This is a genomic window from Mesorhizobium sp. M1328 (assembly GCF_040318075.1).
Lineage (GTDB): Bacteria > Pseudomonadota > Alphaproteobacteria > Rhizobiales > Rhizobiaceae > Mesorhizobium.
The window spans coordinates 13,397-35,333 of the sequence record NZ_JAMYLO010000001.1 but is presented as its reverse complement, the minus strand read 5'-3'; the positions used below and the strand labels follow the sequence as shown (position 1 = coordinate 35,333).

Here is a 21,937-nt window from a genome sequence, read left to right as displayed (position 1 = left end):
CCTTTAAACAGTTTAAATTGCTTCAGGAGCGCAGGGCGCTGGCACAGAAGATCAAGCTTTCGACCATCGCGGATGCGCTCGGCGTGTCCACGGCCACGGTCTCGCTGGCCTTGCGCGACAGCCCGCTGGTCGCCGGCGGCACCCGCGACCGCATCAAGGAACATGCCCGCGCCATCGGCTATATCTACAACCGCCGCGCCGCCAGCCTGCGCACCTCGCGCTCGGGCATAGTCGGCGTCGTCGTCCACGACATCATGAACCCGTTCTTTGCCGAAATATTGCGTTCGATCGAGAGCGAGCTCGACCGCAGCCGGCAAACGTTCATCCTGTCGAACCACTACGACCAACTCGAGAAACAACGTACCTTCATCGACACGCTTCTGCAGCTGGGCGCTGACGGCGTCATCATGTCGCCGGCCATCGGCACGCCGCCCGAAGACATAATCATGGCCGAGGAGAACGGTCTCCCGGCAGTGCTGATTGCACGCACCGTCGAAGGTGCCGACGTGCCGGTGTTTCGCGGCGACGATGCCTATGGCACCGGGCTTGCCACCAATCATCTGATCTCGCTTGGCCACAAGCGCATTGCCATGATCGGCGGCACCGACCAGACCTCGACCGGCCGCGATCGCTATCAGGGATATGTCAACGCTATGGAGTCGGCAGGGCTTGAGGTCAGGCCGTCCTGGCGCATCGCCGGCCCGCGCACCAAGCAGGCCGGCTTCGAGGCCGCCGGGCAGTTCCTGGCGCTGAAGGACAGGCCGACCGCGGCCTGCTGCTGGAACGACCTCGTCGCCATCGGCCTGATGAACGGCATTGCGCGCGCCGGGCTGGTGCCGGGCATCGACATCTCTGTTACCGGCTATGACGACCTCGAGGAGGCGGCGATCGCGACGCCGGCGCTGACCACCGTCTGGAACGGCCAGCGCGAGGTTGGCCGCCGCGCCGCCAGCGCGCTGCTCGACAAACTCAACGGACAGACGGTGCGGCCGTCGCAGGAACTGATCAAGCCGGAACTGCATGTGCGCCAGTCGACCGGCAAACCGGTGGAACGTGCATGACAAAAACCGAACAGCAAGCTGTCGCCATTCTGGTGCCGGGCCAGTTCAACGATCATGCGGTCGGCCGCATCGACGGGGCGTTCAGCCGCGTTCGGATCGAACGCGCCGATCCCTCGCTGGTCACCGACGAGATGCGCCTTACGGTGCGCGGCATAGCCGCCTTTGGCGGCATAAGCGCCGCGTTGATGGACGCGCTGCCAAAGCTCGAGATCATCGCCAATTTCGGCGTCGGCTATGATTCGGTCGATGTCCGCCACGCCGCACGGCGCGGCATCATGGTCACCAACACACCGGATGTGCTGACCGAAGAGGTCGCCGATACGGCGCTCGGCCTGTTGATCAATACCATCCGCGAACTGCCGCGCGCCGAGGCCTGGCTGCGCGACGGAAGTTGGCTGCGCAACGGCAACTATCCGCTGAGCCGGCTGACCTTGCGCGGTCGCCATGTCGGCATCTTCGGCATGGGCCGCATCGGCCTCGCCATTGCCCGCCGGCTCGACGCTTTCGGGCTGTCCATTGCCTATCACAACCGGCGCCGCGTCGAAGGCCTGTCCTATGACTATCACCCGACGCTGAAAGGTCTCGCCGAGGCGGTCGACACGCTGATCTCGGTGGCGCCCGGCGGGGCCTCGACGGAAAAGGCGGTCAATGCCGAAATCCTCTCGGCCCTTGGGCCGAACGGCGTCTTCGTCAATATCGGCCGGGGCAGCACGGTCGACGAACCAGCCCTTGCCGCCGCACTTGCCAGCGGCAGCATCGCCGCTGCCGGGCTAGACGTCTTTGCCGACGAGCCAAATGTGCCAGCGGCGTTGCTTGCCGCGCCCAACACCTCGCTTTTGCCACATGTCGGCTCAGCCTCGCAGCACACCCGCCGCGCCATGGCGGACCTGTGCGTCGACAATCTGGTCTCGTGGTTTTCGCAGCGCAAGGCGCTGACGCCGGTGCCGGAGACGGCAAATGTCAAGGCAAGGCCGTAAGCGGGTTGCCATATCTATTAACTTCAGCTTAACCCTTCGGAATCATTCTGGTCCTTCCTAGTGTATGTCCGCCTGACAGCACATGACAGCAAGATGAAGCGCGCCTCCTGATCTCTTCGAACGCGGCGCGCTTGAAATGCGCGGAGAAACAGGATGAAAACGGTTCCCGCATTGATGGCGACTGCTGCGCTGTTAGGCAGCGTCCAGCTGTTTTACGCCGGTAGCGGTCAAAGCCGCGCAGCCAGTGAGTCAACACCTTCGTCTGGCAACTACAGGCTGGTAGCCCATGGCGACGAGGCGTCTTGTGCGGTCAGCCGCGGCGCCGAGATTTCGCAAGGGCTGTCGCTGTTGACGGTTGCCCCGAATTGCCGCCGGGTGTTGCCCGGTGTCGAGCAGGCGAAGTTCTGGCGAGAGCAGGATGACGGTACGGTCACCTTCAGCGCTAACGGCACCGATCCGATCGTCATGTTCTCAGTCGCCGACGGCGATGGTTACGAATCCTACGCGCCGGCGCTGCCGCTGCTGACGCTGGCGTCGGCCGGCGACTGACGAGCGCGGCAGGACTATTCCGCCGCGGCGCGCGCGCCCGATTTCGCCGCCTGATGCAGGCGCACCGCATCGCCGAATGCGCGAAATATCTTTACCGAGATGCTGTCCGATTTGACCCAGTATTCGGGATGCCACTGGACGCCGACGGCGAAAGCCCGTGCATCGCGCACCGAAACCGCCTCGACTGTGCCGTCGGCGGCGACCGCTTCGACCTGCAGCTTCGGGCCAAGCCGGTCGACCGCCTGGCGATGCACCGAATTGACCATGATGTCGCCGGCGCCGAAGACCCCGGCCAGGCAGCTGCCGGGTTTTATCGACACGCTCTGACGGATGGCGAAGCGCTCGTCCTGATTGTCGCTCGCCGGCGCACGATGATCGAGCGAACCGGCGCGTTCCTGGATTTCGGTGGCCAGCGTGCCGCCCAGTGCCACATTCATCTCCTGGATGCCGCGGCAGATGGCGAGCAATGGCACCCCGCGCTCCACCGCCCGGCGGATCAGCGGCAGCGTGGTGGCGTCGCGGGCGGGGTCGTAGGGACCATTGGCTTCGCTGGCGTCACCGCCATAGAGCGAGGGATGAACGTTCGACTTGGAACCGGTGACCATGACGCCGTCGACGGAGGAAAGCAGTTCGTCGAAGTCGAGCCGGTCGCCGAAGGACGGCACCAGCAGCGGGAATACGCCTGCCCCCGAAAGCGCCGCTTCAAGATATTGCTGCGGCGCGGCATGCCAGGTGTAATTGTCGAACTGGCGGACGTCTGTCGATATGGCGACGAGCGGCTGGTGCATTTGGTCCGGATCCCATCGGGTGCAGCGAATTATCTGCCTGCAAAATAGGCGATCCGAAGGCGCATTTCCATGGCAAGTTTCGGCGTGTCGCGTAGGCCAGTTAATCGACCTTAGACTATAGTTGCAAGATCTGCCCCAACGCCGTGAATTTCCCCGAAATGCGCCACTCAAACCGGGCTGCCGCGCTGGACTCGACTCCTTGCCTGTGTATTGTCGGGCTCGAAGCCGATCCGGGCGCCGAAGCGTCCCGAATGTCGGTCAGTGGATCCAAAAGGGAGGAACTTCATGGATCGTCGTTCGTTCATCCGCAAGGCCGGCACCGCCGGCGTTGGCGCCGCGGCCGCTGCCGCGACACTTGCCGCGCCGGCCATCGCCCAGTCCAATCCGAAAGTGACCTGGCGGCTGGCGTCGTCCTTCCCGAAGTCGCTCGATACGATCTATGGTGGCGCCGAAGTGTTTTCCAAGATGCTGTCGGAGGCGACCGACGGCAACTTCCAGGTCCAGGTCTTCGCCGCCGGCGAACTCGTTCCCGGCCTGCAGGCCGCCGATGCCACCACTGCCGGCACCGTCGAGGCCTGCCATACGGTGGCATACTATTACTGGGGCAAGGACCCGACCTGGGCGCTGGGAGCGGCGGTTCCGTTTTCGCTCAATGCGCGCGGCATCAACGCCTGGCACTATCATGGCGGCGGCATCGATCTGTTCAACGAGTTCCTGGCGACGCAGGGTCTGTTCGGGCTGCCGGGCGGCAATACCGGCGTGCAGATGGGTGGCTGGTTCCGCAAGGAGATCAAAACGGTCGCCGACCTTTCCGGCCTCAAGATGCGTATCGGTGGTTTTGCCGGCAAAGTGGTGCAAAGGCTCGGCGTGGTTCCGCAGCAGATCGCCGGTGGCGACATTTATCCGGCGCTGGAAAAAGGCACGATCGATGCCGCCGAATGGGTCGGCCCCTACGACGACGAGAAGCTCGGCTTCTACAAGGTTGCGCCCTATTACTACTATCCCGGCTGGTGGGAAGGTGGACCGACTGTCCACCTGATGTTCAACAAGGCGAAATACGACGAACTTTCGCCGGCTTACAAGTCGCTGGTGCATACTGCCGCTCAAGCGGCCGACGCCAACATGCTGCAGAAATACGACTATCTCAATCCGGCGGCGGTTAAGCGGCTGGTTGCCGGCGGGGCCAAGTTGAGCCCGTTCAGCCAGGAGATCATGGCCGCCTGTTTCGAAAAGGCCAACGAAGTCTATGCCGAGATGGAAGCCTCGAACGCGCCGTTCAAGAAGATCTGGGACTCGATCAAGGCGTTCCGCAAGGAGCATTATCTCTGGGCGCAGGTGGCCGAGTACAACTACGACACCTTCATGATGGTCCAGCAGCGCAACAGCAAGCTCTAGAACATTCTGCGACGCCGAGTGGCTCCACTCAGCGTCGCAGAAATGGGCTAAAACAAAGCGGATGCCCGGTTTTATTTGAATGCATTCCGCCCCAGGAAGACGTGGTTCTTGTCAAAAGGACCCTGAGCACGCCTCGCGTTCCTTCCCTGTCAGCCTCGGACGCACTGACTTCCCCCAGTATTCCCACCCGGCGTAAGGCAATAGAACCCAGTCGACTTGATGCGGCCACGCATCAGTTGCTGGACCTCACCCGGTTTGCAGGCCGGCGTCGGCATAGGCAGAGTTGGAGGGGTCGCCTTTCCCCGGCTTCATCAGCCGGGCTTTATCAGATTGAGGATGAAGCCATCGATGCCACGCAGAACCGCGAAGCCTGCCGGTGGCAACTGGCCCGATGGATCAGCCCTGAGGCACAACCAGGACTTTGACCTCGCCTGGCGCCGGCGGGTTGGCAATGATCGCCACCGCCTCGTCGAGGCTGACTTGTCGCGATATCAGCCGGTCTACCTCGATCGCCCCCGAGGCGATAAGATCGGCGGCCCGGCGATGGGTAAAGGGATTGAGGAAGGAGCCCAGGACCTTCAACTCGCGGAACAGCAGGTCGAACGGTTCGAACGCCGCTTTCATGCCTTGCGGCATCACGCCGACGACGACAATTGTGCCGCCCGCTTTGGCCAGCCGCATCGACTGCTCGACGGTGTCTTTCACGCCGGCGCATTCGAACACCACGTCGACGCCGCCCGGCATCAAACCCGACCGGCCGACGATCGCGTCGATGACGTCGGAAGCACCGGGATCGACCGTCGCCGTTGCGCCCAGTTGCTCGGCAAGAGCCCGCCGCGAGGCCTGACGCGTCGACAAGATGATGGTCGTCGCACCGGCGAGCTTTGCCAGCTGAACGGTGAGCAGGCCGATCACGCCGCCGCCGAGCACCGCGACCGACGAGCCCGGTTTGATCGCGGCAAGGTCCACGCCATGCAGGCAGCAGCCGAGCGGCTCGCAGAACGCGCCATGCGTCGGCGCCAGATTGCCTGGCAAAACGAAGGCCTGTTTCTGCGGCAGGACAAGATATTCGGCAAAGCCACCATCGCGATGGATGCCGATGGCGCGCAAATTGCCGCAGAGATTGACCCGGCCGGCCTGGCAATGCGCGCACCGGCCGCAGGCGATGTTAGGATCGCCGGTGACGCGGTCGCCGACGGAAAAGCCGGATACGGCAGGTCCGATCGCCTCGACGATGCCGGAGAATTCATGCCCGAGCGTCACCGGCGGCGTGCACGGGAATTCACCATGGAAAAGATGCCTGTCGGTGCCGCAGACGCCGCACGCCTCAATCCGCACCAGCAGCTCGCCCGGCCCGGCGGTCGGTTTCTCGACCTCGCACACGGCGAGGCCCCCCACTCGCTCCAGTCGCACCGCCTTCATGGCTGCCGGGCCTTCTTCAATTGAAACTCGGTGGCTGCGACAGATCGATTGCCGGGGCCGCCGGTTTCGCGGGCGGTTTTTCGTCGAAGCTCGGCGGCTGCGACAAATCCGGTGTGGAAGGTGAGGCCGGGGCAGTGCCGCCGTTGGCCGGCGGCGTGCCAAGCGGCGACAAGCCGATGCCAGGCGTTTCCGGCACCTGGTAGTTGATGGTGCCCGGATCGACGACGGTGCCTTTATAGTGCATCACCATCTGCGGGAAGGCGATGGTCAGGCCGATCATGATCACCTGGATGCAGACGAACGGCACCGCGCCCCAATAGATCTGCCCTGTGGTGACCGGCGCGATCTGCTTGCCGCTGAGCCGGTCGAGATAGGGCACGCGCGCGGCGACCGAGCGCAGATAAAACAGCGCGAAGCCGAAGGGTGGATGCATGAAGGAGGTCTGCATGTTGACGCCTAAAAGCACGCCGAACCAGATCAGGTCGATGCCGAGCTTGTCAGCCGCTGGCGCCAAAAGCGGCACGATGATGAAGGCAAGCTCGAAAAAGTCGAGGAAGAAGGCGAGCACGAAGACGAGGATGTTGACGCCAATCAGGAAACCGACTTCGCCGCCCGGCAGCGACGTCAATAGGTGCTCGACCCAGATGTGGCCATTGACGCCGTAGAAGGTCAGCGAGAACACCCGCGCGCCGATCAGGATGAACAGAACGAAGGACGACAGCCTGGTCGTCGAGGCCAGCGCCTGCTTGACCACGTCGAGCGACAGCCGCCCCTTCATCGCCGCCATTGCCAGCGCGCCGACGGCGCCCATGGCGCCGCCTTCCGTCGGCGTGGCGATGCCAAGGAAGATGGTGCCCAGCACCAGGAAGATCAGCGCCAGCGGCGGGATCAGCACGATGATCACCTGCTGCGCAAGCCTGGACATCAGGTTGATCTTCAGGCGCTGGTCGATGATCGCCACGACATAGATGAAGATGACGCCAATACTGGCGCCGAGGATATCGGCGTTGCCGCCATGGTTCGGCGCAAGGTAGCGATACGCCGCATAGGAAACCACCACCGCCGCCAGCAGCGCCGCCAGCAGCGACAGCACACCGTGGCCGAGCGTGCGGGCCTCCAGCGGCAGGGCCGGCATCGACTTCGGCCGGAAGATCGACATGAGCAGGATGTAGAGCATGTAGATGCCGGTCAAAATGAGCCCGGGGATCAGCGCTCCCTTGTACATATCGCCGACCGAGCGGCCGAGCTGGTCGGCCAGGACGATCAGCACCAGTGACGGCGGGATGATCTGGGCGAGCGTCCCGGACGCGGCAATGACGCCGGATGCCAGCCGGCGGTCGTAGCCGTAGCGCAGCATGATCGGCAGCGAAATCAGACCCATGGCGATGACGGAAGCTGCCACCACGCCGGTCGTCGCGGCGAGCAGCGCGCCGACGAAAATCACGGCATAGGCCAGGCCACCACGGACCGGTCCGAACAACTGGCCGATCGTGTCGAGCAGGTCTTCAGCCATGCCGGATCGTTCGAGCACGATGCCCATGAAGGTGAAGAACGGGATCGCCAGCAGCGTATCGTTCGACATCACCCGGCTGCCATAGAAATTATCCGGCAACGCGTGCAGCAACGGCCAAGCAAGGTTGATCGAGCCGCCCGAATAGGGCGACAGCAGTACGCCGATGAAGAAGAACATCAGGCCGTTGGCGGCAAGCGAGAAGGCGACGGGATAGCCGATCAGCAGGAAGACGATCAGCGAGGCGAACATGATCGGCGCCATGTTCTGGGCGATGAACTCGATCACGAGCGCACCTCTTCGACGAGCGCCTTTGCTTCGAGTTCAGCCTGTTCATGCACCGATATGAACGGAGTGGGATCGTCCATATGACCGCGCATAATGGCGATTTTCTTGATGATTTCGGAAATGCCCTGCAGCGCGAGCAGGAAAAAGCCGACCAGCAGGATCGCCTTAGCCGGCCAGATGATCAGCCCGCCGGAATTGTTCGACATCTCGCCGCTGCGATACGATAGCGACACATAAGGAACGAAATAGACCACCATCAACGTCACGAACGGCATCAGGAAGAAGACGTGACCGAAAAGGTCAATCCAGTGCTGCACGCGGCGCGAGAACATGCCGTAGACGATATCGATGCGGATATGGTCGTTCTGCTTCAGCGTGTAGGCGGCGGCCAGCATGAAGGCGGCGCCGAACAGATACCATTGCAATTCCAGCCAGGCGTTCGAGGACATGTCGAACATCTTGCGGATGACAGCGTTGGCGGCGCTTACCAGGATTGCCAGCAGGATCAGCCACGAAACCCATTTGCCGATGAATTCGTTCAAACGGTCAATGGTTCTGGAAAGAGCGAGAAGCCCTGCCATGCATTCCTCCCTTGTGTCAGAGCACGCCGGTTCCCTGTCCGTCGCGTCGCTGTGGACCAACGGTATGCAGTGCGTGGTTCGGCGGGTCAACATGGGACAGCCCGCATAAACACAGTTGTGAGGTGACGTTCGGCAAAATGCTGCCGCGTCCTTTGCATGTCCAAGGACATGCGGCTCTTCATCCAACCAAAGTCGGATGCGGCTCAGGCGATCTTCTGTTGGTCGCGGCCGGCGCCGATCAGCACAAGCATGGCGACGAGGAACAGGTACATCCAGCCGTCCCGCCATTCGAGCGGAAAATAGCCGGCCCATAGCGATTCGGCCATGCCGAAGGCGGCTGCGCCCAGTGCCGCCCGCAGCGGCGAGAGATAGCCGCCCACTGCGGTCACGAACAGGATCTTCAACCCGTAGACCAACCCTGTGCCGAAGCTGATGTTTCCGTAGTAGAAGGCGGCGAGCACGCCAGCCAGTGCCGCGCAAAGGCCGCCGAAAAGCACCGCACGCCGAGACACCACGCGGACATCGACACCGCACATCGCAGCGGCCTTTGGATCGTCGGATACGGCACGCCAGCTTCGGCCGAAGCTGGAATGTGTGAACCCCCACGCAGCCAGCGCAATAGCCGCCAGCACGGCGGCGCAATCGAGCAATTGGATCAGCGTCAACGTCGCCTTGAAGCTGGCATTCTGCGCGAAGACGATGGTCTGGGCCAGCATTGGCGGCAACCATAGGTCATGGGTATCGGCGGCGATGCGGCTGGCTTCCGACAAGACCAGCAATATGCCGAGCGTCGTCACCACGATGGCGTTAGGCGAGCGGTCGGCCAGCGGTTCGAAGATGCTTCGCGACAGGACATGGCTGAGCAGCGCCGCATAAAGGAATGCCGCCGCTACGCCGAGCGCGACCGATGCAAACAGCGTCAGCCACAGGGCCTGATAGCCGAACGCCGCGGTGAGGATCATCGTATGCCCGCAAAAGGCGAACAGCGCGCCATAGGCAAGATTGGTGCGGTGCAGGATGCCGTTGGTCAGCACGTAGCCGAAGGCAAGCAATGCATAGAGCGCGCCCGAATGCAGCCCGTTCAGAACCTGCTGGAAGAAATAGAGCATGCAAGACCCTCGATGCATGCCCCGCAATCGGGGCAGAGGTTTGGGACGAACGACATTCTCAATACGGCGATCGCCTCAGTGAGGAGCGTTGCACCCGGAATCTAACTTGTCAAACGCGATTTATCGGTTAGATTTCGCCGTATGACAGTATCCTGGACTCCGCACCGCTTCACCGGTGGCATGCTTGCGCTCGACACGGCGAACACCGTCGTTTTGCGGAACGATCCGGAGAAAACCTTCGACCGTTTCGACGATCCGGCCGAGATCGCCCGCTTTGCAGAAGCGGCGAGCGGCTTTCGCGCCGCCGAGCTCGGCGGCAGGCGGCTCGTTGCGCCGGCGCCTGAAAAAATCGCACCGGTGGTGCTGTCGATTCGCGAGACGACCGATCGGCTGTTTCGCGGCGCGGTGTCGAAAGATGCGATCGCGACCGGCGATATGCCAAAATTCCTGGAAGCCTGCGCCGATGGCCTCGCCCATAGCCGCACCGAAATCGGCACGCCTGGAAAACCGTTCGGTGATCCGGCGACGCCGATTGCCTTCGAGGCGGCGCTCGCGGTCTCGGCGCTGTCGCTGCTGCGCGGCGACACAATCGCCAGGCTGCGGATATGTCCCAACTGCAGCTGGCTGTTTGTCGATAAAAGCCGCAATTCCAGCCGCCTCTGGTGCGACATGGCGGTGTGCGGCAACCGACAGAAGGCAAACCGATACTATCGCCGCCGGACCGCGGCCAGGGAGGTCACCAATGTCTAAAAGATTCTCGCGCGCGATGATTGTCGTCGCGGCGTTGTTCGCGGCGGCCGCGCTCGGCGCCTGCCGTGATTCCGGCAAGGACCAGCTGTTCGCCATTTCCGGGAAGCTGTTCGAGTTCAATTACCGGCTGGGTATCGCCACCTATGTCATCACCCTCAATCCGCTGCGGCCGGTGGGTGAGGGGCAGGTCGCTGTGGTCTCCTTCCAGAACCCGGCCGGTGGTGATCCGATCATCGTCACCCAGAAAATATGGCCGAAGCTGCCGCATGTGACGCTCACCAGTCCGCCACTCACTTGTGTCGTCAAGGACAAGCCCTATGCGGTGTCGATCCGCATCGAGGATTCCAGCGGCAAGTTGCTGCAGAGTTTCGAGACCACTCTGACGTCCTCGCTCGACCAGTCGGTCTTGCCCGACCGGCCTCTGGTGGTCGGGCCAGTCTACGAGCTCAACAAGGACTTGGCCGGCCATGTCGACGGCAAGCTGCCCGGCGAACCGAAGCCCAGTTGCCCAAAGGCTGCATGATGCGACACCAGCGGCACCGACCGCCGCCGGAATTTTCGTGCTCGGCCATCCTGCCCGACAGGCGTTTCGTGGCGCCACACGGCCGCGCACGGATCGTTTGTTGCGGACCGCCTGGCACCTTCGATTTTGTTTGACCTCCCCGGCAAGGGAAGAAAGACTGTGGGCACTCGACTCCGACGTTGGCCGCGCACCTCCAGGCGCGGCCTCCGCACAGGAAATGCCTGATGACGCTGCACAATGTCGCGCTCGACGACAAGTTCGACCTGGCAAAGGAGCGCATCTTCCTGTCGGGTGCCCAGGCAGTCATCCGCATGCTTCTGATGCAGCGCGAGCGCGACCGCCGGGCTGGCCTGAACACCGCCGGTTTCGTCTCCGGTTATCGCGGCTCGCCGCTCGGCGGCCTCGACATGCAGCTGTGGAAGGCCAGGAACCAGCTCGCTCAGTCGGACATCGTCTTCCAGCCCGGTCTCAACGAGGAGCTCGCCGCCACCGCCTGCTGGGGCTCGCAGCAGGCCGAATTGCTGGGCGAGGGCACCCATGACGGCGTTTTTTCGGTCTGGTACGGCAAGGGTCCGGGCGTCGACCGCTCCGGCGACGTGTTCCGCCACGCCAATCTCGCCGGTTCGTCGAAACATGGCGGCGTGTTAGCCCTGATGGGTGACGACCACATGGCCGAATCCTCAACCAACGCGCATGCCACCGAGTTTCTGTTCGTCGACACCATGGTGCCGATCCTCAATCCGGCCGGCGTCCAGGAGATAATCGACTACGGCCTCTACGGCTTTGCCATGTCCCGCTTTGCCGGCACCTGGGCGGCGATCAAATGCGTCAAGGACAACATCGAATCGACGGCCTCGGTCGATGCCGCGCTCGACCGGCTAGATATCGTCATCCCGGACTTCGACATGCCGCCCGGCGGCCTCAACATCCGTAATGAGATCGACATGCTCGGTCAGGAAGAGCGGTTGCATGAATACAAGCGCGCCGCGGCTTCGGGCTTCATCCACGCCAATGGGCTGAACCGGATCGTCTATTCGGGCGGCAGCAGCCCGAAGCTTGGCATCGTCACCATCGGCAAAAGTTATCTCGACGTTCGCCAGGCACTGGAAGACATCGGCATCGATGAAGCGGCCGCCAATCGTATCGGTATCAGGCTGTTCAAGGTCGGCTGTCCGTGGCCGCTCGACCTGCAGCACATCGCCGACTTTGCTCGCGGCCTCGACACCATCGTCGTCGTCGAGGAGAAACGCTCGCTGATCGAGGTGCAACTGCGCGAGAACCTTTACGGCACCGCGACGCAGCCGGTCATCGTCGGCAAGAAGGACGAGCGCGGCGACTGGCTGTTCCCGGCCAAAGGCGCGCTCGACCCCAACGATATTGCCATCGCGCTCGGCGAGAGGATTTTGCGAACGATCGGCCCGTCGGAAGAAATCGCTGCGCGGGTGGCGAAGTTGCGCCAGTTCCAGGCGATGCTGGCCGACACGTCAGACATCGCCTCGCGCACGCCCTTCTTCTGCTCCGGCTGCCCGCATAATTCCTCGACCAAGGTGCCGGACGGCTCGCTCGCAGCCGCCGGAATCGGCTGTCATTTCATGGCGCTGTGGATGGACCGCAATACGGTCGGCTTCACCGCCATGGGCGGCGAGGGCGCGCAGTGGGTCGGCCAGGCGCCGTTCTCGAAGCGCGAGCACATCTTCCAGAATCTGGGCGATGGCACCTACAACCACTCGGGTGTGCTGGCGATCCGTTTCGCGCTGTCGACCGACGCCAACATCACCTACAAGATCCTCTACAATGACGCCGTCGCGATGACCGGCGGTCAGCCGCACGAGGGCGGCCTGACGGTGGACATGATCGCCAGGCAGGTGCGCGCCGAGGGCGTCGAGCGCATCGCCATCGTCACCGACGAGCCGGACAAATATACCGGCAAGGTGGAATTTCCGGCCGGCGCCACCATCCACCACCGCGACGATCTCGATCTCGTCCAGCGCGAGTTGCGTTCGGTCAAAGGCGTCTCGGTGCTGCTCTACGACCAGACCTGCGCCGCCGAGAAGCGTCGCCGCCGCAAGCGCGGCACCTTCCCTGATCCCGACAAGCGCATCTTCATCAACGAACTGGTCTGCGAAGGCTGCGGCGATTGCGGCGTGCAGTCGAATTGCGTCTCGATCCAGCCGGTCGAGACCGAATTCGGCCGCAAGCGCAAGATCGACCAGTCGAGCTGCAACAAGGACTTCTCTTGCGTCAATGGTTTCTGCCCGTCCTTCGTCACCGTCCACGGCGCCAAAATCAGGAAAGCTGAAGGCATAGCCGGCGCGGCCGACCCGCTCGCGGGGGTGCCGGCGCCGGCGCAATTTACGCTCGGTGAACAAGGCTGGGCGGCGATCATAGACGGTGTCGGCGGCACCGGCGTCGTCACCATAGGTGCAGTGCTCGGCATGGCCGCGCACCTGGAAGGCAAGGGCTGCGGCATGATCGACATGGCCGGCCTCGCCCAGAAGGGCGGCTCCGTGTTCACCCATGTCCGCATCGCCCGCACGCCGGACGACATCCACGCCATTCGCGTATCGGCCGGCAAGGCCGACCTCGTGCTTGGCTGCGATCTCGTCGTTTCGGGTGCCAAGAAGGTGCTGGCCGCGGTGCGCGAAGGCCATACCATCTTCCTCGCCAACACCGCCGAGATCATGCCGGGCGAGTTCGCCCGTTCGGCCGATTTCACGCTGCCCGTCGAGCGGCTGAAGAAAGCGATAAGAACTGCCGCGGGCGACGACAGGGCGCATTTCTTCGACGCCACCCGCACCGCCACCGCGCTGTTCGGCAGCTCGCTTGGCGCCAACATGTTCATGCTCGGCTTCGCCTTCCAGCACGGCGGCTTGCCGCTGTCGGCGGAGGCGGTCGAGAAGGCGATCGAGCTCAACGGCGAGGCGGTGGCGATGAATGTCGCGGCATTTCGCTGGGGCCGCCGCGCCGCCCACCAGCCGGATTTCGTCCGCAGCCTTCTCGCCCAGCCGGGCAAGGCCACGCAGCATGCCGCCATTGCCGAGACGCTGGACAATATGATTGCTCGCCGCGTCGCCTTCCTGACCGCCTATCAGAACGCCGCCTATGGCAAGCGCTATGCCGACAGACTGGCGGCGCTGCGCAAGGCCGAAACCAATGCTGTGCCTGGGTCGACCGTGGTGACCGAGGCTGCCGCAAAGAACCTGTTCAAGCTGATGGCGATCAAGGACGAATACGAGGTGGCGCGGCTTTATACGGACAGCTCCTTTGCCGCAGAGCTCGCAAAGCATTTCCAGAGCTACGACAAGCTCGAATTCCATCTCGCACCGCCGATCATGGGCAGGCGCGGCAGTGACGGCAGCCCGAGGAAATCGAGCTTTGGCCCGTGGATGATGAACGGGTTCCGCCTGCTGGCGGCGATGAAGGGCCTGCGCGGCACCGCTTTCGACCTGTTCGGCTACAGCGCCGAGAGGCGTATGGAGCGGCAGCTTCTTGCCCTCTATGAAGCCGACCTGGAGCTTGTCGCCGGCGCGCTGGCGCCGGGCAAGATCGAGGCCGCTGCCGCGCTTGTTTCGGTACCGGCGCTCATCCGCGGCTTTGGCCACGTCAAGCGGGCCAGTGCCGAAAAAGCCGCCGGCGAACGCCAGCGTCTGCTCGACCGCCTTTCGACGGCGCCGCTGCGGCCGCAGCTTCAAGCCGCCGAATGATTCCGCACCGTGATACGCCTTGTTTACCTGAACTGTAGTTTCCCTGTTTCCGCAGCGTCACCAATGGATGCCGGCAGGGCTCGAAACGCCGCTCTAAACCTTTCTTAAGGCCAATGTGACACTGCTGGGTTCCCCAGGGTTGGGATCCAGGCGTGAATCTGAGACGAAAAAACGAGATTCCGGTCGACGTTTACATTCCGTTCGTGGAAACTCTGTTTCGCGACGGGTTCACGCTGTCGATCGGCCTTGTTGCGCAGACACTCCTCGTCATTCTGGTCTATTGGAAGACCATGGACTTGGCGTATCTTCTAGTTGCCGCTGGGCTCATCATTGTCGGTACTCTGCGCCTTCGCAACATCCGGAAATACGGGCGACTTCCTTCCCCCACGACATGGGAGGAAGCGCACAATCGTGAAAACGATTACATAATTTTTGGTTCGATGCATGGTTTCATGCTTGGCGCATTCTGTTTCGTCAGTATCTATCTGGCAAATGACAGCCACGACAACTATGCCGAAATAGCCTCTGTCTGCGTCACGTTGGCATCGGTCACGTCGATTGCCGGCCGCAATTATGGTTCGCCGCGCATGGTTATGATTTTTATCATAACCACCACATGGCCCATATCGCTTGGCTTTATCCTGCGCGGCGATATCTACCACATCATCCTCGGTCTGATGTCGGCCCCCTTTCTGTTTGCGATCAAGCGGTTCGCCGACATCGTCCGCGAGGTCCTGTTTACCGCCTTGTCGGAGGAAAAGAAGGCGAACCGCATCGCGCAGCGTTTCAACCGCGCGCTCAACACCATGTCACATGGCCTTGTCATGCTTGGTCCCGACGGCCGGGTGGCGGTGGCCAATGCCGAAGCCGCGCACCTGATGTCGCTCAAATCGCCCGATGCGCTGCTAGGCCGCTCCATCCACGGTCTGCTGATGCGCGGCGCTGCAGGCGGCATGTTGGCGCCGAAGGATTGCCGTTACATCGAAGCCCAGCTGACGCGTGCGTTGCGCGAGGGCCGCGACCGCAAGGTCCTGGTCTCGCTCGCCAACGGCCAGCACTATGAATTTTCTGCCCGGGAAGGCAGCCAGGAACTGGGCGTCGTCACTTTCGAAGATGTGACCGCCCGGGTCGAGGCGGAAGACAAGATCCGCTTCATGGCGCGCTACGACAGTCTCACCGGCCTGCCCAACCGCGCCTACTTCCACGAGTTGGTGGTGGAAGCCATGGCCTCAGGGGATCCCGACCGTCTCTGCGGGCTGGTGGTGCTCGATCTCGATGATTTCAAGAGCGTCAACGACACGCTCGGCCATCCGGTCGGCGACGGATTGATCTACGCCGTTGCCGAGCGGCTGGCGGCAGTCGCTGGGCCAGGCATCACCGTCAGCCGCTTCGGCGGCGACGAGTTCATGATCTTCTTCGAGCGTGTCGAGGATGAAAGCCACCTGAACGGCCAGGTTGATGAGATCTTTGTCAATCTACAGGGCGAGGTCGATGTCGCCGGCCACGGATTACGCATCCAGGCCAGCGGCGGCGCGGTGCTGTCGCGGGTCAAGGATACCGACGTTGACGCCATGATCGTCAAGGCCGACCTTGCACTCTACAAGGCCAAGGAGCTTGGCAAGAACGGTTGGCGGCTGTTCGAGGCCTCCATGGATGCTGCCTTTCGCAGCCGTCAGCTGATGAAGGCGGATTTGCGCAGCGCCGTGGAAAACAAGGAATTACGGGTGGTCTATCAGCCGATCGTGGCGATGAGCACGATGCGTATCGCCAGTTGCGAGGCGCTGTGCCGCTGGGATCATCCCGATCTCGGGCCGATCTCTCCCGGTATCTTCATTCCTCTGGCGGAGGAAATGGGCATCATTTCCGACATCAGCACTTTCGTCCTGCATGCGGCGTGCACCGAATGCGCCAAATGGCCATCCCAGACCAGCGTATCGGTCAATCTCTCGGCCAAGGATTTTCGTAACCGCGACGTTATCCAGAAGGTTCGCGAGGCGCTTGCCGGTTCCGGTCTGCCGGCCGGCCGCCTCGAGATCGAAGTCACCGAGACGGCGCTGCTCGACGACAAGTCGCTGACACGCCAATATATCGAGGAATTGAAGCGGCTCGGCGTGCGTATTGCACTAGACGATTTCGGTACCGGCTATTCGAGCCTGAGCTATCTCCACAAACTGCCGCTCGACAAGATCAAGATCGATCGCTCGTTCCTGATCGACGTCACCCAGAACAGCCGGTCGCTCGAATTGCTCAAGGGCATCGTCAACCTATCGCGACCGCTGGGACTTTCGGTTACCGTCGAAGGTGTCGAGACCTTCGAACAGCTCAAGATCCTAGCATTGCAGGTCAAGCCGGACCTGGTCCAGGGCTTTCTGTTCGGGTCGGCACTCAGCGCGTCCGGCATCGAGACGATGTCGAGCACCGTCTGGCCCTTCGCCAAGGACATCCAGACCGCAAGGAAGGCGCCGCGGCGCTGACTTGCGCTGAAAAACCGCGTATTTTAGTATAATTTTATTAATTGTTAACCTTAACGAGCGGTAAACGACCTCCTACTTATTTTCATCTTTACATCTCATGACCCGTCCGTAGTGTCGGCTGGTGGCGGTAATCGCGGGGAATAGAGTTCATGTGTGCCCAGTTGAGTTCGCTCGGCCATGCGGCGGGCGCTGGTGGGAAAGATGCGTCCGAGACCATGTCCAGCTTCGCGCAACATGTTTATGCGCTGCTTGACCGGACGGAGTACCGACGCTGTGAAAGCGGCGAGGACTTCGAAAGCATTTACAGGCTGCGCTACAATTCCTATCGGATGAACGATCTGGTGCCCGAGAATGCGTCCCGTCAGGTCCATGACGAGTTTGACGAACTGCCCAATTGCCATACGTTCGGAATCTACATCGATGGGCGGCTGGTCAGCACAATGCGCCTGCATAACGTGTCTGCTGATAACGCGACATCACCAGCGCTCAGCGTCTACGAGGACTTGTTGATGCCGCGTCTGGCGGCCGGCGAAGTCTTTATCGACCCGAGCCGTTTTGCCGTGGACGCCGAATGGTCACGGCTTTACCCGCAGATCCCTTATGTGACGCTGCGCCTTGCCGGCATGGCTTGCTTCCATTTCGGCGCCCCTTATTGCATATCCATGATCCGCGAGGACCATGCGGCTTTCTACAAGCGCATCTATCGGGCGCGACCGATCGGCGATGCGCGGCCCTATGCCGGCGTGATCAACTGTTTCGCGCTGCTTTATCAAGCCGATGTCCTGGCGATCAAGAACGAAACCTACGCCCGCTTTCCGTTCTTCCGCTCGACGCCGATGGAGCAGCGCATGTTGTTCGATACGCCCGGTGCCGGCGAACTCGCCCCGCTGACCATCCTGCCCACCGCCAAGTATTTTCGCGAAGCCGCCTGAACGAGCTCATGGAGCCTTCCGGTCGCTTCGGCGTTCTGGGCAAGGGTGCTGGTGGTAGGTTGGCATGGCCGACATCCGCCACGCATCGCTTCGACTGCGATCCGATCAAAGGAACCGATATGACCATTTCCACGCTCGCCCTTACCCCGCTTATCTCGCTGATTGCAGGCGTGCTGATCCTGGTGATGCCGCGGCTGCTCAATTATATCGTCGCCCTTTATCTGATCGTTGTCGGCCTGCTCGGGCTGTTCCCGCATCTCGCCGGCTAACGACATCGGCAATGGCGGACCTGCCATCCATTGGGATTGGTATCGCCGCGCTCCGCGCAGCGATTTCAAGTTTTGCTTGAGATTGTTGGCTGCGGCGATGCGGCATTAGCGCCATTGCCCTTAACGCGGCTTTTCGCTATGTGCCTGAAAGATGTCTTCGAAGGGGTATTCCTATGGCTGAACACACGCCGACCGGTCCTGTCGAACTGGGCGCGAAGATGGACTATGCCGAGCATGATCGGACCTATGCAGGCTTCCTCAGGCTCGCGAAATACGGATCGCTCTTTTGCCTCGCTGTGCTTCTGGCAATGGCTTTCGGCTTTTTTGCGGGAGGCTTCTTCTCAGGAACTATACTGTTCGTTCTGATCCTGGCCGTCGGCGCCTTTATTCTCCGATAACTCCTCCAACCTTTGTCGAAGGCACCGCCCGGGGTCGGTCGGCGTCTTGCGGTAGCGGGTTCCGGCCGAAAGGATCATGCGGTGGGACAGACGGTTTTCATCCCTCGTGAGCTCGACGCGAACGAGCCGCGTGTCGCGGCCTCGCCCGACACGGTGAAGCGGCTGGCGGCACTGGGTTTCGACGTGATTGTCGAAACCGGCGCCGGCACGGCGTCGCGCATTCCCGACGAGGAGTTCGCCAGGGTCGGTGCCACGATCGGCAAGGCCGGCGATGCAGCCAGGGCTGATGTGGTGCTGAAGGTGCGCCGCCCCACGGACGCCGAGCTGAAGGGCTACAAGTCCGGCGCCGCTGTCATCGCGATCATGGATCCCTACGGCAACGATGCTGCCGTCGCAGCCCTTGCCAGGGCCGGTGTTACTGCCTTCTCCATGGAGTTCATGCCGCGCATCACCCGCGCCCAGTCGATGGACGTTCTATCCAGCCAGGCCAACCTCGCCGGCTATCAGGCGGTGATCGATGCGGCTGCCGAATATGACCGGGCGTTGCCGATGATGATGACGGCGGCGGGCACCGTACCGGCTGCGAAGGCGTTCGTCATGGGCGTCGGGGTCGCCGGTCTGCAGGCCATCGCCACCGCGCGCCGCCTCGGCGCCGTGGTCACCGCCACCGACGTACGTCCCGCCGCGAAGGAGCAGGTCGCCTCGCTCGGCGCAAAATTCCTGGCCGTCGAGGACGAGGAGTTCAAGGCGGCCGAGACGGCCGGCGGCTACGCCAAGGAAATGTCGAAGGAGTACCAGGCCAAGCAGGCGGCGTTGACCGCCGAGCACATCGCCAAGCAGGATATCGTCATCACCACGGCGCTGATCCCCGGCCGTCCGGCGCCGAAGCTGGTTTCGGCGGCGATGGTCGCCTCGATGAAGCCGGGCTCGGTGATCGTCGACCTTGCGGTCGAGCGCGGCGGCAATGTCGAGGGCGCCGAAGCCGGCAAGGTGGTGACCACGGCCAACGGGGTAAAGATCGTCGGCCATCTCAACGTTCCCGGTCGCGTCGCCGCCTCCGCTTCGCTTCTCTATGCCCGGAACCTCTATGCCTTCCTCGAGACGCTGGTCGACAAGGCGGCGAAGACGCTTGCCATCAACCACGACGACGAACTGGTCAAGGCGACGATGCTGACCGATGGCCGCAAGGTCGTGCATCCCGCCTTCGTCAGGGCTGAGCAGGAGCCGCCAAAGGGCCAACATGTCGAACCGCCGGCCATTCCGGCCAAGACGATGGTTGCCGAGGCTTCGGCGAAGCCGGCTGCGAAGAGGCCGGCCGCTTCGAGGAAGCCCAAGACCACCGGAGGGATCGCGTGATGGATCAGACCCTGCAGAAAGCCCTCGACCAGCTCGACCAGGCCACAGCTGCCGTGCGGCTCGCCGTGCAGAACCTTGCCGTCGCTCCCGGCACTGAGGCGGCCGGCGACGCCGCGCACGCGCTGTCTGGTGGCGCCATCGATCCCTTCGTCTTCCGCTTCGCCATCTTCGTGCTGGCGATCTTCGTCGGCTACTACGTCGTCTGGTCGGTGACGCCGGCGCTGCACACGCCGCTGATGGCGGTCACCAACGCCATTTCCTCCGTCATCGTCGTCGGCGCGTTGCTGGCCGTCGGCATCTCGGCCTCAGGGCTTGCCACCGGTTTCGGCTTTGTTGCGCTGATGCTGGTATCGGTCAACATCTTCGGCGGCTTCCTCGTCACCCAGCGCATGCTGGCTATGTACAAGAAGAAGGAAAAGTAGGCCGCTATGAACGCCAACTTCGCCTCCTTCCTCTATTTGGTCTCCGGCATCCTGTTCATCCTGGCATTGCGCGGCCTGTCGCATCCGACCACCAGCCGCCAGGGCAACATGTACGGCATGATCGGCATGGGCATTGCCATCGCCACGACGCTGGCGCTCGCGACCCCTTCGGCCGGGCGCTTCGCGCTGATCGTGGTTGGGCTGCTGATCGGCGGCTCGGTCGGTGCGGTCACGGCACGGCGCATTGCCATGACCTCGATGCCGCAGCTGGTCGCCGCCTTCCACTCGCTGGTTGGTCTTGCCGCGGTCATGGTGGCGGCCGCCGCCATCTATGCGCCGGAAAGCTTCGGCATCGGCACCGTCGCCGATATCCACGCCCAGGCGCTGATCGAGATGAGCCTTGGCGTCGCCATCGGCGCCATCACCTTCACCGGCTCGGTCATCGCCTTCTTGAAGCTCGACGGCCGCATGTCGGGCAAGCCGATCATGATCGGCGGCCGTCACTTCATCAACGCAGCCCTGGGCATTGCGCTGATCGTGCTGATCGTGCTGCTCGTCACCACTGAATCCAAGCTGGTCTTCTGGCTGATCGTTGCCGCCTCGCTGGTGCTGGGCGTCCTTCTCATCATCCCGATCGGCGGCGCCGACATGCCGGTCGTCGTGTCGATGCTGAATTCCTATTCGGGCTGGGCCGCCGCCGCACTCGGTTTCACGCTCGGCAATCTGGCGCTGATCATCACCGGCGCACTGGTCGGCTCGTCGGGTGCCATCCTGTCCTACATCATGTGCAAGGGCATGAACCGGTCGTTCATCTCGGTCATCCTCGGCGGCTTCGGCGGCGAGACATCAGCCGCTGCCGACGACGGCATCGAGCGCACGGTAAAGCAGGGCTCAGCCGAGGATGCCGCCTATCTGATGATGAATGCGCAAAAGGTCATCATCGTGCCGGGCTACGGCATGGCCGTCGCCCAGGCACAGCACGCGCTGCGCGAGATGGCCGACAAGCTCAAGGCCAACGGCGTCGACGTCAAATACGCCATCCACCCCGTCGCCGGCCGTATGCCCGGCCACATGAACGTGCTCTTGGCCGAAGCCAACGTGCCTTATGACGAAGTGTTCGAGCTGGAGGACATCAACTCTGAGTTCGCGCAGGCCGACGTCGCCTATGTCATCGGGGCCAATGACGTCACCAATCCCTCGGCTCGTGACGACAAGTCCTCACCTATCTACGGCATGCCGATCCTCGATGTCGACAAGGCGCGCACCTGCCTGTTCGTCAAGCGCTCGCTCGGCTCCGGCTATGCCGGCATCGACAACACGCTGTTCTACAAGGACGGCACCATGATGCTGCTCGGCGACGCCAAGAAGATGACCGAGGAGATCGTCAAGGCCATGGATCACTGAAAAGGCGTCGTTGCCAACTCACTGC

The 21,937-nt window shown here is 62.6% G+C and carries 19 protein-coding genes; 14 read left to right on the top strand and 5 right to left on the bottom strand.

Annotated elements, in window-relative coordinates:
- Positions 1 to 38 precede the first annotated feature (38 nt).
- The 3 genes from NKH23_RS00145 (at position 39) to NKH23_RS00135 (ending at position 2,587) form a co-directional block, all read left to right on the top strand.
- Positions 39 to 1,061 (top strand): LacI family DNA-binding transcriptional regulator, encoded by a 1,023-nt coding sequence (locus NKH23_RS00145; RefSeq protein ID WP_292658373.1) that lies wholly within the window; start codon positions 39 to 41, stop codon positions 1,059 to 1,061.
- On the top strand, positions 1,058 to 2,038 hold the full coding sequence (locus NKH23_RS00140) for a 2-hydroxyacid dehydrogenase (RefSeq protein WP_352915203.1): 981 nt from the start codon (positions 1,058 to 1,060) through the stop codon (positions 2,036 to 2,038). The genes NKH23_RS00145 and NKH23_RS00140 overlap by 4 nt, the downstream gene beginning before the upstream one ends.
- Before the next feature lie 153 nt (positions 2,039 to 2,191).
- Positions 2,192 to 2,587 carry a hypothetical protein gene (locus NKH23_RS00135; RefSeq protein ID WP_352915204.1) on the top strand — a complete coding sequence of 132 codons (396 nt, stop codon included), beginning with the start codon at positions 2,192 to 2,194 and terminating at the stop codon, positions 2,585 to 2,587.
- Between the two features lie 14 nt (positions 2,588 to 2,601).
- Here NKH23_RS00135 and NKH23_RS00130 read toward each other — a convergent pair whose 3' ends face one another.
- The gene (locus NKH23_RS00130; RefSeq protein ID WP_352915205.1) at positions 2,602 to 3,375 is read right to left on the bottom strand and encodes a gamma-glutamyl-gamma-aminobutyrate hydrolase family protein; all 774 of its coding nucleotides are present in this window, start codon (positions 3,373 to 3,375) and stop codon (positions 2,602 to 2,604) included.
- A 285-nt stretch (positions 3,376 to 3,660) separates the two neighbouring features.
- Here NKH23_RS00130 and NKH23_RS00125 point away from each other — a divergent pair, with 285 nt between their 5' ends.
- Entirely contained in the window at positions 3,661 to 4,770 is a 1,110-nt protein-coding gene (locus tag NKH23_RS00125) for a TRAP transporter substrate-binding protein (RefSeq protein ID WP_352492671.1), read from the top strand.
- Between the two features lie 396 nt (positions 4,771 to 5,166).
- Here the strand turns inward: NKH23_RS00125 and NKH23_RS00120 are convergent, their stop codons facing one another.
- The 4 genes from NKH23_RS00120 to NKH23_RS00105 form a co-directional block, all read right to left on the bottom strand.
- Positions 5,167 to 6,192, bottom strand: a complete 1,026-nt coding sequence (locus tag NKH23_RS00120) for a zinc-dependent alcohol dehydrogenase family protein (protein ID WP_352915207.1) — start codon at positions 6,190 to 6,192, stop codon at positions 5,167 to 5,169.
- 16 nt (positions 6,193 to 6,208) lie between these two features.
- Complete coding sequence (locus NKH23_RS00115; protein ID WP_352915253.1) at positions 6,209 to 7,987, bottom strand: TRAP transporter large permease; 1,779 nt, start codon at positions 7,985 to 7,987, stop codon at positions 6,209 to 6,211.
- Positions 7,987 to 8,571: a TRAP transporter small permease subunit gene (locus tag NKH23_RS00110; protein WP_352717329.1), complete on the bottom strand. Its 585-nt coding sequence runs from the start codon at positions 8,569 to 8,571 to the stop codon at positions 7,987 to 7,989. Before NKH23_RS00110 ends, NKH23_RS00115 begins: the two co-directional genes overlap by 1 nt.
- A 203-nt stretch (positions 8,572 to 8,774) precedes the next feature.
- Complete coding sequence (locus NKH23_RS00105) at positions 8,775 to 9,680, bottom strand: branched-chain amino acid ABC transporter permease (RefSeq protein ID WP_352915209.1); 906 nt, start codon at positions 9,678 to 9,680, stop codon at positions 8,775 to 8,777.
- A 141-nt stretch (positions 9,681 to 9,821) separates the two neighbouring features.
- Between NKH23_RS00105 and NKH23_RS00100 the strand changes: the two genes are divergently transcribed.
- The 10 genes from NKH23_RS00100 to NKH23_RS00055 all read left to right on the top strand — a co-directional run bounded on the left by NKH23_RS00100 (position 9,822) and on the right by NKH23_RS00055 (position 21,912).
- The gene (locus NKH23_RS00100) at positions 9,822 to 10,430 is read left to right on the top strand and encodes a CGNR zinc finger domain-containing protein (protein ID WP_353015908.1); all 609 of its coding nucleotides are present in this window, start codon (positions 9,822 to 9,824) and stop codon (positions 10,428 to 10,430) included.
- Positions 10,423 to 10,953, top strand: coding sequence for a hypothetical protein (locus tag NKH23_RS00095; protein ID WP_352717333.1), 531 nt, complete (start codon positions 10,423 to 10,425; stop codon positions 10,951 to 10,953). The genes NKH23_RS00100 and NKH23_RS00095 overlap by 8 nt, the downstream gene beginning before the upstream one ends.
- A 224-nt stretch (positions 10,954 to 11,177) precedes the next feature.
- Positions 11,178 to 14,657 carry an indolepyruvate ferredoxin oxidoreductase family protein gene (locus NKH23_RS00090; RefSeq protein WP_352915214.1) on the top strand — a complete coding sequence of 1,160 codons (3,480 nt, stop codon included), beginning with the start codon at positions 11,178 to 11,180 and terminating at the stop codon, positions 14,655 to 14,657.
- Positions 14,658 to 14,809: 152 nt separating this feature from the next.
- Complete coding sequence (locus NKH23_RS00085) at positions 14,810 to 17,131, top strand: putative bifunctional diguanylate cyclase/phosphodiesterase (protein ID WP_352915216.1); 2,322 nt, start codon at positions 14,810 to 14,812, stop codon at positions 17,129 to 17,131.
- Between the two features lie 161 nt (positions 17,132 to 17,292).
- Entirely contained in the window at positions 17,293 to 18,063 is a 771-nt protein-coding gene (locus NKH23_RS00080; RefSeq protein WP_502912317.1) for an N-acyl amino acid synthase FeeM domain-containing protein, read from the top strand.
- Between the two features lie 119 nt (positions 18,064 to 18,182).
- Positions 18,183 to 18,332, top strand: coding sequence for a DUF3096 domain-containing protein (locus tag NKH23_RS00075; RefSeq protein ID WP_013528205.1), 150 nt, complete (start codon positions 18,183 to 18,185; stop codon positions 18,330 to 18,332).
- A 173-nt stretch (positions 18,333 to 18,505) separates the two neighbouring features.
- Positions 18,506 to 18,730 carry an aa3-type cytochrome c oxidase subunit IV gene (locus NKH23_RS00070; RefSeq protein WP_292658309.1) on the top strand — a complete coding sequence of 75 codons (225 nt, stop codon included), beginning with the start codon at positions 18,506 to 18,508 and terminating at the stop codon, positions 18,728 to 18,730.
- Between the two features lie 81 nt (positions 18,731 to 18,811).
- On the top strand, positions 18,812 to 20,086 hold the full coding sequence (locus NKH23_RS00065) for a Re/Si-specific NAD(P)(+) transhydrogenase subunit alpha (RefSeq protein WP_352717338.1): 1,275 nt from the start codon (positions 18,812 to 18,814) through the stop codon (positions 20,084 to 20,086).
- Complete coding sequence (locus tag NKH23_RS00060; protein WP_502908312.1) at positions 20,086 to 20,508, top strand: NAD(P) transhydrogenase subunit alpha part 2; 423 nt, start codon at positions 20,086 to 20,088, stop codon at positions 20,506 to 20,508. Before NKH23_RS00065 ends, NKH23_RS00060 begins: the two co-directional genes overlap by 1 nt.
- Positions 20,509 to 20,514: 6 nt before the next feature.
- Positions 20,515 to 21,912, top strand: a complete 1,398-nt coding sequence (locus tag NKH23_RS00055) for an NAD(P)(+) transhydrogenase (Re/Si-specific) subunit beta (protein ID WP_352915219.1) — start codon at positions 20,515 to 20,517, stop codon at positions 21,910 to 21,912.
- Positions 21,913 to 21,937: the final 25 nt, after the last annotated feature.

Coding starts and splice junctions, on each gene's coding strand:
- NKH23_RS00140 (WP_352915203.1), top strand. CDS start 1,058: ATGACAAAAACCGAACAGCAAGCTGTCGCCATTCTGGTGCCGGGCCAG.
- NKH23_RS00135 (WP_352915204.1), top strand. CDS start 2,192: ATGAAAACGGTTCCCGCATTGATGGCGACTGCTGCGCTGTTAGGCAGC.
- NKH23_RS00130 (WP_352915205.1), bottom strand. CDS start 3,375: ATGCACCAGCCGCTCGTCGCCATATCGACAGACGTCCGCCAGTTCGAC.
- NKH23_RS00125 (WP_352492671.1), top strand. CDS start 3,661: ATGGATCGTCGTTCGTTCATCCGCAAGGCCGGCACCGCCGGCGTTGGC.
- NKH23_RS00120 (WP_352915207.1), bottom strand. CDS start 6,192: ATGAAGGCGGTGCGACTGGAGCGAGTGGGGGGCCTCGCCGTGTGCGAG.
- NKH23_RS00110 (WP_352717329.1), bottom strand. CDS start 8,571: ATGGCAGGGCTTCTCGCTCTTTCCAGAACCATTGACCGTTTGAACGAA.
- NKH23_RS00105 (WP_352915209.1), bottom strand. CDS start 9,680: ATGCTCTATTTCTTCCAGCAGGTTCTGAACGGGCTGCATTCGGGCGCG.
- NKH23_RS00100 (WP_353015908.1), top strand. CDS start 9,822: ATGACAGTATCCTGGACTCCGCACCGCTTCACCGGTGGCATGCTTGCG.
- NKH23_RS00095 (WP_352717333.1), top strand. CDS start 10,423: ATGTCTAAAAGATTCTCGCGCGCGATGATTGTCGTCGCGGCGTTGTTC.
- NKH23_RS00090 (WP_352915214.1), top strand. CDS start 11,178: ATGACGCTGCACAATGTCGCGCTCGACGACAAGTTCGACCTGGCAAAG.
- NKH23_RS00075 (WP_013528205.1), top strand. CDS start 18,183: ATGACCATTTCCACGCTCGCCCTTACCCCGCTTATCTCGCTGATTGCA.
- NKH23_RS00070 (WP_292658309.1), top strand. CDS start 18,506: ATGGCTGAACACACGCCGACCGGTCCTGTCGAACTGGGCGCGAAGATG.
- NKH23_RS00060 (WP_502908312.1), top strand. CDS start 20,086: ATGGATCAGACCCTGCAGAAAGCCCTCGACCAGCTCGACCAGGCCACA.
- NKH23_RS00055 (WP_352915219.1), top strand. CDS start 20,515: ATGAACGCCAACTTCGCCTCCTTCCTCTATTTGGTCTCCGGCATCCTG.